Origin of the sequence: Streptomyces nanhaiensis (assembly GCF_046614825.1) — a bacterium.
Classification (GTDB): domain Bacteria; phylum Actinomycetota; class Actinomycetes; order Streptomycetales; family Streptomycetaceae; genus Streptomyces; species Streptomyces radiopugnans.
In genome coordinates, this window is the sequence record NZ_JBKJFM010000199.1 from 1 (window position 1) to 9,147 (window position 9,147).

10 protein-coding genes are annotated in these 9,147 nt (G+C 75.3%); 2 read left to right on the plus strand and 8 right to left on the minus strand.

Going from position 1 to position 9,147, the window contains the following annotated elements; genetic code table 11:
• Nucleotides 1-457: 457 nt before the first annotated feature.
• The 3 genes from ACLIYP_RS27520 to ACLIYP_RS27530 form a co-directional block, all read right to left on the minus strand.
• Nucleotides 458-868 (minus strand): DUF3040 domain-containing protein, encoded by a 411-nt coding sequence (locus tag ACLIYP_RS27520; RefSeq protein ID WP_412715806.1) that lies wholly within the window; start codon nucleotides 866-868, stop codon nucleotides 458-460.
• Between the two features lie 222 nt (nucleotides 869-1,090).
• Nucleotides 1,091-1,873: a methyltransferase gene (locus ACLIYP_RS27525; protein ID WP_412715807.1), complete on the minus strand. Its 783-nt coding sequence runs from the start codon at nucleotides 1,871-1,873 to the stop codon at nucleotides 1,091-1,093.
• Between the two features lie 103 nt (nucleotides 1,874-1,976).
• Nucleotides 1,977-2,486, minus strand: coding sequence for an SAV_6107 family HEPN domain-containing protein (locus ACLIYP_RS27530; protein ID WP_412715808.1), 510 nt, complete (start codon nucleotides 2,484-2,486; stop codon nucleotides 1,977-1,979).
• 295 nt (nucleotides 2,487-2,781) lie between these two features.
• On the opposite strand from ACLIYP_RS27530, the gene ACLIYP_RS27535 reads away from it, so the two are divergent.
• Nucleotides 2,782-3,417: a TetR/AcrR family transcriptional regulator gene (locus ACLIYP_RS27535; protein ID WP_412715809.1), complete on the plus strand. Its 636-nt coding sequence runs from the start codon at nucleotides 2,782-2,784 to the stop codon at nucleotides 3,415-3,417.
• Between the two features lie 246 nt (nucleotides 3,418-3,663).
• Complete coding sequence (locus tag ACLIYP_RS27540; protein ID WP_412715810.1) at nucleotides 3,664-5,172, plus strand: phytoene desaturase family protein; 1,509 nt, start codon at nucleotides 3,664-3,666, stop codon at nucleotides 5,170-5,172.
• A gap of 68 nt (nucleotides 5,173-5,240) precedes the next feature.
• On the opposite strand, the gene ACLIYP_RS27545 is transcribed toward ACLIYP_RS27540, so the two are convergent.
• The 5 genes from ACLIYP_RS27545 to ACLIYP_RS27565 all read right to left on the minus strand — a co-directional run.
• Entirely contained in the window at nucleotides 5,241-6,221 is a 981-nt protein-coding gene (locus ACLIYP_RS27545) for a chromosomal replication initiator protein DnaA (protein WP_412715811.1), read from the minus strand.
• Nucleotides 6,222-6,243: 22 nt separating this feature from the next.
• The gene (metF, locus tag ACLIYP_RS27550; RefSeq protein ID WP_412715812.1) at nucleotides 6,244-7,161 is read right to left on the minus strand and encodes a methylenetetrahydrofolate reductase [NAD(P)H]; all 918 of its coding nucleotides are present in this window, start codon (nucleotides 7,159-7,161) and stop codon (nucleotides 6,244-6,246) included.
• A 108-nt stretch (nucleotides 7,162-7,269) separates the two neighbouring features.
• Nucleotides 7,270-7,917 carry a thiamine phosphate synthase gene (gene thiE / locus ACLIYP_RS27555; protein WP_412698430.1) on the minus strand — a complete coding sequence of 216 codons (648 nt, stop codon included), beginning with the start codon at nucleotides 7,915-7,917 and terminating at the stop codon, nucleotides 7,270-7,272.
• Nucleotides 7,918-8,052: 135 nt separating this feature from the next.
• Nucleotides 8,053-8,418, minus strand: coding sequence for an Rv2175c family DNA-binding protein (locus ACLIYP_RS27560; protein WP_093655183.1), 366 nt, complete (start codon nucleotides 8,416-8,418; stop codon nucleotides 8,053-8,055).
• Nucleotides 8,419-8,451: 33 nt separating this feature from the next.
• Nucleotides 8,452-9,147 (minus strand): oxidoreductase C-terminal domain-containing protein (locus ACLIYP_RS27565; RefSeq protein WP_412715813.1); only part of this gene is annotated, 696 nt, incomplete at its 5' end.

Sequence of the window (9,147 nt, forward strand, 5' to 3'; positions counted from 1 at the left end):
GCATCGACGGTCTGTCTCATGAGCACCACAGTAATATGTCACATGCTTCTGCGGTAGCCCAGAAGGCGCCACTTTCCCTTCGATAAGGAAACTTCGGCAAGGAAACGCAGAAACCGGGGCGGGCGCGGTGCGGCGGGTGCGCGCGCGGATCAGGCCGTCGGGGCAGCGGGCCTGAGGCCCCGGGTGCCGGGGGCCAGGTGTCGGGGGGCCGGGTGCCTCAGGGAGCGAGCCGAGGAGAGCGGTGCCTCCCGGCCCGGCCCGGCCCGGAGGGCGGCGGGCCCAGGGGGACGCGACAGCGGACGGCTGGGGACCCGGAAATGCTCCGGGTCCCCAGCCGTCCGCTGTCGTCGGTCCTGACTGGCCGGTCGCACGGGGACGGTGCGACGGCGTCATCGGGTCGCGGTGGCCGTACGCGCCCGCCCACCGGCGGCGGCCGCGGCGGTGCGCGAGCGGACCGTTACTGCTGTTCGTCCCGGCGGCGCTGCCAGCGGTCCTCGATGCGGTTCATCATCGAGCGGCGCGGCCTGCCCTGCCTTCGCGAGTGCGGACGGTCACCTCCGTCATGGCCCTGGCCGGCGGGGGGCTGCTCACCGGGCTTGGGCGCCTTGCGCCAGCCCGTCACCGCGAGGACGGCGCAGCCGAGCATCACCAGGAAGCCCAGCACACTGACGATGACCAGCTTCGCGACCATCCCGGCCATGAGGAGCGCGACGCCCACCAGAAAGCCCGCGATCGCCTGGTAGACCCGTCGCCGGGTGTACGTGCGCAGCTCGCTTCCCTCGAGCGCTGTCGCGAACTTGGGGTCTTCGGCGTACAGCGCTCGCTCCATCTGCTCGAGCATCCGCTGCTCGTGCTCAGAGAGCGGCACGGAGTCCTCCTACTCGTCGGTCGCGGGGGCGACCGGATGCGACCCTTCAAGGATAGGCAGGGATTCGCCCCCGTGAAACCCGCCCCTCTACGCCAGTTCTGCCACCGGGACCGGGAGCCGGGCGGCGGTGTCGGGCTTCTCATTCCCCCGCCGCCGCACCGTCATGCCGATCGGTGTGCTTCGATCATACGGCGGGTAGCCGCCGTTCGGGTCGCCTGTGGCCTACCGCACCTCGCCGGCGGACGGTGCGGAGCCCTCCCGGGTACGCGCGAGTACGTGCAGGTGCGCCGCGACGGACTGGAAGGCGGGCAGCTCCGCCACCGCCTCCTCCAGCCGGGCCAGGGCCTCGGTGGCGCCGGGCTCGGCGTCCACCAGCGCACCGGGCACCAGATCCGCGAAGACCCGCACGCCGTGGACCGCGCCGACCTCCAGCCCGTTGGCGGCGACCAGGGACGTGAGCCGCTCGGGAGTGAAGCGCCGGGGCACCGGGTCCCCGCCGCCCCACCGGCCGTCGGGGTCGCTCAGCGCCCGGCGGGCCTCGGTGAAGTGCCCCGCCAGGGCGCGGGCGAGCACCGCGCCGCCCAGTCCGGCGGTGAGCACGCTCAGGGTGCCGCCTGCGGGGCGCAGCGCGGCCGCGACGTTGCGCAGCCCCTCGGCCGGGTCGTCGACGTACTCCAGGACCCCGTGGCAGAGCACCACGTCGTAGCCGCCGCGCTCGGCCACGTCGAACAGCCCGTGCGCGTCGCCCTGGACCCCCCTCACCCGGCCGGCCACGCCCTCCTCGGTCGCGCGGCGCTCCAGGGCGAACAGCGCGTCGGGGCTGGGGTCCACGACGGTGACCCGGTGGCCGAGCCGGGCGACGGGCACGGCGAAGTTGCCGGTGCCGCCGCCGGTGTCCAGGACGTCGAGCGTCTCCCGGCCCGCGGCCTTGGCCCGGTCGTCGAGTGCTTCCCGCAGGACCTCCCAGACCACGGCGGTGCGGAAGTGTGCGTGGGGGCGGGACATGGCGGACGCTCCTAGGCGGCTCGGACGTGGCTGGCCCAAGCCTATTGCGTCGCCGCGGCGGCGCGGCCGGCCGGGCGGCGAGGAGGCGCCCCGAGCCGCGGCCTCAGCCCGCTCGCAGCCGCGGGCCCCCACCCCCCGGGCGGCCGCGCTCCCCCGGCTCCTCGGTGGCCCTGGGGAGCGGCAGCACGGGCTGCCGCACCAGCGTCTGCTCGACGATGCGCAGGAACATCCCCGCGTCGCGTATCAGGTCGTCGCTCTCCCGCCGACTGGCCGCGCCGGCGATGCCGGCCTCGGCGCGGGCGCGCTTGGCCGCCCCGGCCGCGAACAGCCTGCACCACTCGTCCAGCTCGGGCGCCACCTCGGGCAGCACCTCCCAGGCGCTGCGTATGCGCCGTCTGGCGCGTGCGGTGGACTCGGGGCGGCCGCGCACCGCGAGCACCGCGGCGGCGGTGCGCAGGGCGGCGAGGTGTGCGGTGGCGTACCGGTCGTTGGGGTGCTCCAGCTCCGCCGCCTCGTCGAGGCCGCGCCGCGCCTGGGCGAGCAGGTCGAGTGCGGCGGGCGGGGCCGACGCCCTGCGCAGCACGGGGTGGACATCCTCCGGGGGCCCGTTCATCTGCGAACCTCCTGTCATCGTCATGACCGTCACGGCTGTGCTGTTCGCGTGCTGTCCGCCGTGCTGTCCGCACGCGCGCATCGCGACCGGCGATCGCGATGGGAACATCGTTGCGCATGCCACTGACAATCGGCCCCGACCTGGGCAAACACCTCCTGTCGGGGCTCGTCCGGCGTACGGGGGCAGTACCCGGCGAGCCGCGCGGGGGCGGCGGCGGACCCCCGTACCCGTGGCCGGCGCGGTCCCCGCGCCGCCCGCACCGCCCCTCCACCCGGTTTCTGTGAAAATTCGGCCCATGGACAGCGGCACGCGATGGAACGCCACCCGGCAGAGGCTCTACGACGCGGCCGTGTCGCTCATGGCCGAGCAGGGCTTCTCCGCCACCACGGTGGAGGAGATCGCCGAGCGCGCCGGGGTCGCCAAGGGCACGGTCTACTACAACTTCAGCAGCAAGACCGGTCTGCTGGAGGCGCTGCTGCGGCACGGCGCCGGGTTGCTGTCCGCCTCGCTGGAACAGGCCGCCGCCGACGCGGCCGGACGCGGTGGCGGGCGCCCGGAGGTCCTGGACGCGATGATCCGGGCCGGCCTGGTCTTCGCCGACCGCTGCCCGGCCTTCGCCCGGCTCTACGTCGCCGAGCTGTGGCGCACCGACCAGCCCTGGCACACCACCCTGACGGCCGTACGGCGGCAGGTCGTGACCGTGGTGGAGGAGGCGCTGCGCGGCGGGGCGGGCCCCGGCGGCCCCGAGGAGCCGGGCGGGCCGGACGAGGAGGCGGAGGTGTCCCTGACGGCCTCGGCCGTGGTCGGGACACTGCTGATGACCGCGCTGGACTGGAAGGCGTTCCAGCCGGAGCGGTCGCTTGAGGAGGTGCACGGCGCGCTGTCGCGGCTGCTGCTGGGCCGGATCGGCGGGAGCGGGCGGTCCGGCTGATCCGCCGTACCGCCCGCTCCCGTCCCCCGTGTCCCCCGAGCGTTCCCCCTACAGACGGCCGCCGCGCCGTTCCGCCGCCCCGTGCCGGCGGTGCGGTGCCGCGTCTCCCGTCGTCTCCGACTCTGCCGTCCACGCCTGGTGAAGCCCATCCGTACGGCTACTCAGAACCGGACTCAGGTACTTCTACTCATCTACTGCGTACGGCCCTTCGAAGGTGTTACCGCGCCCCGGTTAGAGTGCCTGCTCATGGCACGGACTGTGGTGATCGGCGCCGGTATGGGCGCCATGGCCGCCGCCGCCCGGCTGGCCGTGGCGGGCCACCGGGTGACGGTGTACGAGCGGGCGGGGACCCACGGCGGCGCGGTGCGCCGCCTGGAGCGGGACGGATTCGGTTTCGACACCGGTCCCGGACTGCTGTACCTGCCCGCCGTCTGGCGGGACCTCTTCGTCAAGACCGGCCGCGAGCCGCTGGAGGAGTGCGTCGCGCTGACCGAGGTGGACCCGGCCGTCCGCCACGTCTTCGCCGACGGCACGTCCGTCCGCCTGCCCGGCGGGTCCCGGGCGGGTACGGTCGACGCCCTGGACGCGGCCATCGGCGCGGGTGCGGGGGAGCGGTGGAGCGAGCTGCTGGGCCGGGGCCGCCGGACGTGGGAGGCCACCCGGCGCCCGCTGCTGGAGGAGCCGCTGGCAGCCGCCGGCGACCTGGCTCCGCTCGGCCGTGATCCGTACCCGGCGCCGCGGCGCGGGCTGCTGCGCCGCCGCACCCCCTCGCTGTCCGAGGTCGCCCGCTCCGAGCTGCGCGATCCGCGCCTGGCGGCGCTGCTGGAGAGCCATGCCCTCGCCCACGGCCTCGACCCGCGCCGCACCCCGGCGAGCGCCGCCGTCCTGCCGTATCTGGAGCAGACCTTCGGCACCTGGTACGTCGGCGGCGGGATGCGCGCGCTGGCGGACGCGGTGTACGAGCGCTGCCTGGCGCGCGGGGTGGAGTTCCGGTTCGGCACGGCGGTGTCCGGGATCACGGTGGAGGGCGGCCGGGCCACCGGGGTGGAGCTGGCCGGCGGGGCACGGGCGGAGGCCGACGCCGTGGTCTGCGGAATCGATCCCCGGCCGATGTACGGCGGCCGGGCCAGCGCGGCGGACGGCGGCCCCGGCTACGCGGCGGGACGGCTCACCGTGCTGCTCGCGCTGCGCGGCGCCCGGCCCGAGGGCACCGTCCACCGCACGGTGGTGCACACCGGGGAGCCGGGCGGCACGACGCGCACCGTCACCGTGCTGCGGCCCGGCGATCCGGCGCTGGTCCCCGACGCGGAGCACGAGTCTGCGGTGCTGTCGGTGCCTGTGCCGCCGCACCGCGCGGGTGCTGCCGGTCCTGCCGACCGGACCGGCGCCGGGGACGGGGACGGCGGGGCCGTGGACTGGACGGCGCCGGGCGCGGCCGAGCGGGCCGCGGACGAGGCACTGGCCGCCGCGGACGCCGCCGGGCTCGGCCTGGGCGGGCGGGTGCTGTGGCGCGAGGTGCGCACCCCCGCCGACACCGAGCGGGAGACCGGGGCCCCCGGCGGCGCGGTGCCCGCCCCCGCTCTGGCGGGGGCGGACGGAGCCTTTCTGCGGGCGGCCAACTCGACGGGTACGGCCGGGCTGTACCGGGTGGGCGGTTCGGCCCATCCCGGGGGCGGGCTGGCGCACGCCGGGATGTCGGGGGCGCTGGCCGCCGGGCTGATCGTCGAGGGGGACGACTGGCGCGGCTCCCGGTGACCGGGCCGGGCGGGGCCGGAGCGGGGCGCCGCCGGGGCGGGACGGGCGGCTGAGGCGGGACGGGCGGCTCAGTAGCGGGGCTGCTCGCCGTAGGGGTGGGCGGCTCCCGGCGCCGGGTCTTGACCGCCCTCGCCGTATCCGTGGCCTCCGTACCCGCCGTCCTCGCCATACTGGCCGGGCTGGCCGGGCTGCGGCTCGGGGCCGCGCTGCTGCGGCACCCACACCCCGCCGGGCGGGGTGTGGCCGGTGTACGGGTCGGCGGGGTGGCCGGTGCCGTATCCGCCGCCGTAGGAGTCGTAGGAGGAATCGTAGGAGGGGTCGAAGGCATAGCCCTGGGAGCCCTGGGCGGCCTGGTCGCTCCGCGTGTCGTAGGCGGGCCGGCCGGAGGCGTCGGCGTACGGGTCGGAGTAGGCGGCGTACTGCTGCTGCTCGCCGCCCGCGCCGTAGCCGTAGTCGTACGACCCGGCGTACTGGCCGCCCTGGTCGTAGCCGGGGTGGCCCGTGTAGTCACCGGTCGTGTACGGGGCCTCGTACTGCTCCTGCCCCCCGTACTGCTCCTGCCCGCCGTACCGCTCCTGCTCCTCGTACCGCTCCCCCGGCTGCCCGGGGGAGGCGTCCCGCTCGTAGACGCCGTAGGCGCCGGTGTCGTCGGGCAGGGGCTCCGGGCTGTACGCGGGGGGCTCCGCCTCGTGGACCTCCAGCCCGGAGACCTCCAGGTGCGGGTCGGCGTCCTGGGGCGGCATGGGCCGCACCTCGCGGCGGCGCCTGCTGGTGCCGGGCATGCCGCCCAGCGCCCAGCCCGCGGTGAAGCCGCGCCGGTAGGAGAGGGTGACGAAGGTCTGGCCGACGGCGAAGGCCGCTCCGCCGAGCGAGATGACCGTCAGCGACACCGGCACCGAGGAGATCGCCACCACCCCCAGCACCACCAGCGAGAACCCGCCGAAGGCCAGCAGCCGCCAGCGCAGCCTCGCCTTGTACTGCAGCAGCACCTCGGCCAGCAGCCAGACCGCGACGATGCCGAACGCGATGTAGAGGAGCGTCCACCCCATGTGCGTCCTCCCACCCCGTCTTCTAGCCCCGCCGGTGCAGGCCCAGATTCTCGTAGATCTCCAGCGTCGCCGTGGAGTGGTTGAGGGTGATGAAGTGGAGTCCGGGGACGTCCTCGGACATCAGCCTCGCGCACAGCTCCGTGGCGTACTCGATTCCCAACGAGCGTACAGCGGCCGGATCGTGCTCCACCGCGAGGATGCGTTCGGCCAGGTCCGGAGGGAAGGTCGCGTTGCTCAGCTTCGCGAACCGCTCGATCTGCCGCACGCTCGTGACGGGCATGATCTCCGGAATGATCGGGACGTCGCAACCCGCGGCGGCCACCTTGTCGCGCAGCCGCAGGTAGTCGTCCGCGTAGAAGAACATCTGCGTGATGGCGTAGTCGGCGCCGGCCCGGCACTTGGCCACGAAGTGGCGGATGTCACTGTCCCAGTCCGCCGAGCGCGGGTGCATCTCGGGGAAGGCGGCCACCCCGACGCAGAAGTCCCCCGACTCCTTGATGAGCCGGACGAGCTCGGCGGCGTAGGTGATGCCCTGCGGATGCGGTACCCACTCGCCGGTGGGGTCGCCGGGCGGGTCGCCGCGGACGGCGAACATGTTGCGGATGCCGGCGTCCGCGTACTGGCCGATGACGTTGCGCAGCTCGGCCACCGAGTGGTCCACCGCGGTGAGGTGGGCGACCGGGGTGAGGGTCGTCTCGGTGGCGATCCGCTCGGTGGCCCGCACCGTGCCCTCGCGGGAGGAGCCTCCGGCGCCGTAGGTCACCGACACGAAGGTGGGGGCGACGGCCTCGACGCGGCGGATGGCGTTCCAGAGGGTGCGCTCGCCCTTCTCCGTCTTGGGCGCGTAGAACTCGAAGGAGTACGAGCGCTCGCCGGACGCGAGCAGCTCGCGGACGGTGCGCGCGCGATCCGTCCTGGTGGAAGGGGTACCGAGGGCCATGTCGGCAGGCTAACCGGCGCCCCGGCCGCGCACCGCATCACCGGGGCGATATGTCTTTTTGGCCCGCTTGCCGTCCAGTGGGTGGACACCCGCCCCGGGCGGGCCGCCTCAGGCCGACCGCAGCCGCGCGGCGAGGTCCGCGGCGGCGGCCCCCGGGTCGTCCGCCTCGGTGATCGCGCGGACCACCACCACCCGCCGCGCCCCGGCCTCCAGGACCCGGTCCAGGTTGGAGGCGTCGATCCCGCCGATGGCGAACCAGGGCCGCTCCGGCCGCAGGCGCGCGGTGTACCGCACCAGGGAGAGCCCCGGGGCGGGGCGGCCGGGCTTGGTGGGGGTGGGCCAGCAGGGGCCGGTGCAGAAGTAGTCCACGCCCGGCTCGGACAGCGCCGCGTCCACCTCGGCCTCGGCGTGGGTGGAGCGGCCGATCAGGACGCCGTCGCCCAGGATCGCGCGGGCGGCCGGCACCGGCAGGTCACCCTGCCCCAGGTGCAGCACGTCCGGGCCGGCGGCGTGGGCGACGTCCGCCCGGTCGTTGACGGCCATCAGCTTCCCGTGGCGGCGGCAGGCCTCGGCGAGGACGGCCAGGTGCTCCAGCTCCTCGGCCGCCTCCAGGGACTTGTCGCGCAGCTGCACGATGTCGACGCCGCCGGAGAGCGCGGCGTCCAGGAACTCCGCCAGGTCGCCGCGCTCCCTGCGCGCGTCCGTGCACAGGTACAGACGGGCGTCGCCGAGCCGCTCGCGTGCGGTCGCTGCCATGCGGGAATCCCCCCGGAACGAGGCGTGCGGGTCCCGGCGCCCGGGCGGGCGCCGGGACCCGCACGCCGGTGATCGGTCGTACGGTTCGCCGTGTCCGGCCCTGCCGGGCCGGGTCTTCCGTGGTGGCCGCGCCGCTCAGACGGCCAGCGCCTGGGCGCGCCGCTTCACCTCGGTGCCGCGATTCTCGCGCAGGGCCTGCGCCGGGGTGCCGGGCAGGGTGTCATCGGGCGTGAACAGCCACTCCAGCATCTCCTCGTCACTGAAGCCGTCGTCCCTGAGCAGCGTGATGGTCCCGGTCAGGCCCTTCACCACCCGGCCCTCGCCGATGAAGTCGGCGGGCACCTGGAGCACCCGGTTCTCACCGCGGCGCACCGCGATGAGCTGGCCCTCCCTGACCAGCTGCCGCACGCGCGTCACCTCGACGCCGAGCCTCTCGGCGACGTCGGGGAGGGTGAGCCAGGCCGGGACGAGAGCATCGGTCTTCGCGTCAATCTCGTTCACGGGAACCAGCCTGCCATCTGCCACCGACAGCCACTAGCGGGCCGCGCTCTTAAGGGGGACGGACGGGTCGGCGGCACGCACCGGGTCCAGGGCGGTGCCGCGTTCGATCAGCTTCCGCCCCTGGGCCAGGTCGCGCGGGCGGCCCACCGCCAGCAGGGCGCGCAGCACACCGCCGCGCAGCCAGCACACCGACCAGGCCGCGTCCGCCGGATCGCCGCGCCACAGCATCTCGTCGTCGCCGGTGTGGTGACCCGCGTACTGGACGAAGCGGCCGAACTGCTCGGACCAGAAGTACGGCACCGGGTCGTACACCGGCGTCTCGGCCTCCCCGGAGACCAGGCCCGAGGCGACCGTGCGCGGCCCCTGGAGCGCGTTGTCCCAGTGGTGGACCAGCAGTCGGCGGCCGTAGCGGGCCGACGGGTAGGAGGCGCAGTCCCCGACGGCGTGGACGCCGGGGACGGAGGCGCGCAGCCGCTCGTCGGCGAGGACCGAGCCGTCCTGGCCCAGCGCCACACCGGAGTCCGCCAGCCAGCCGGTGGCCGGGCGGGCGCCGATCCCGACGACGACCGCGCCCGCGGTCAGCACCGAGCCGTCGGACAGCTCCACCTCGCACACCGGGTCGTCCGGCGTGCCGGCCGCGGCGACGCCGGTGACGGCGCACCCGGTGCGCAGTTCGGCGCCGGCCTCCCCGTACCAGGCGCGCATCCGGGCCGCGACGGGCGGCGGCAG

What these genes read in the sequence shown, in the direction of transcription:
- ACLIYP_RS27525 (WP_412715807.1), bottom strand. Translation starts at nt 1,873, where the DNA reads ATGTCCCGCCCCCACGCACACTTCCGCACCGCCGTGGTCTGGGAGGTC.
- ACLIYP_RS27530 (WP_412715808.1), bottom strand. Translation starts at nt 2,486, where the DNA reads ATGAACGGGCCCCCGGAGGATGTCCACCCCGTGCTGCGCAGGGCGTCG.
- ACLIYP_RS27535 (WP_412715809.1), top strand. Translation starts at nt 2,782, where the DNA reads ATGGACAGCGGCACGCGATGGAACGCCACCCGGCAGAGGCTCTACGAC.
- ACLIYP_RS27540 (WP_412715810.1), top strand. Translation starts at nt 3,664, where the DNA reads ATGGCACGGACTGTGGTGATCGGCGCCGGTATGGGCGCCATGGCCGCC.
- ACLIYP_RS27545 (WP_412715811.1), bottom strand. Translation starts at nt 6,221, where the DNA reads ATGGGGTGGACGCTCCTCTACATCGCGTTCGGCATCGTCGCGGTCTGG.
- metF (WP_412715812.1), bottom strand. Translation starts at nt 7,161, where the DNA reads ATGGCCCTCGGTACCCCTTCCACCAGGACGGATCGCGCGCGCACCGTC.
- thiE (WP_412698430.1), bottom strand. Translation starts at nt 7,917, where the DNA reads ATGGCAGCGACCGCACGCGAGCGGCTCGGCGACGCCCGTCTGTACCTG.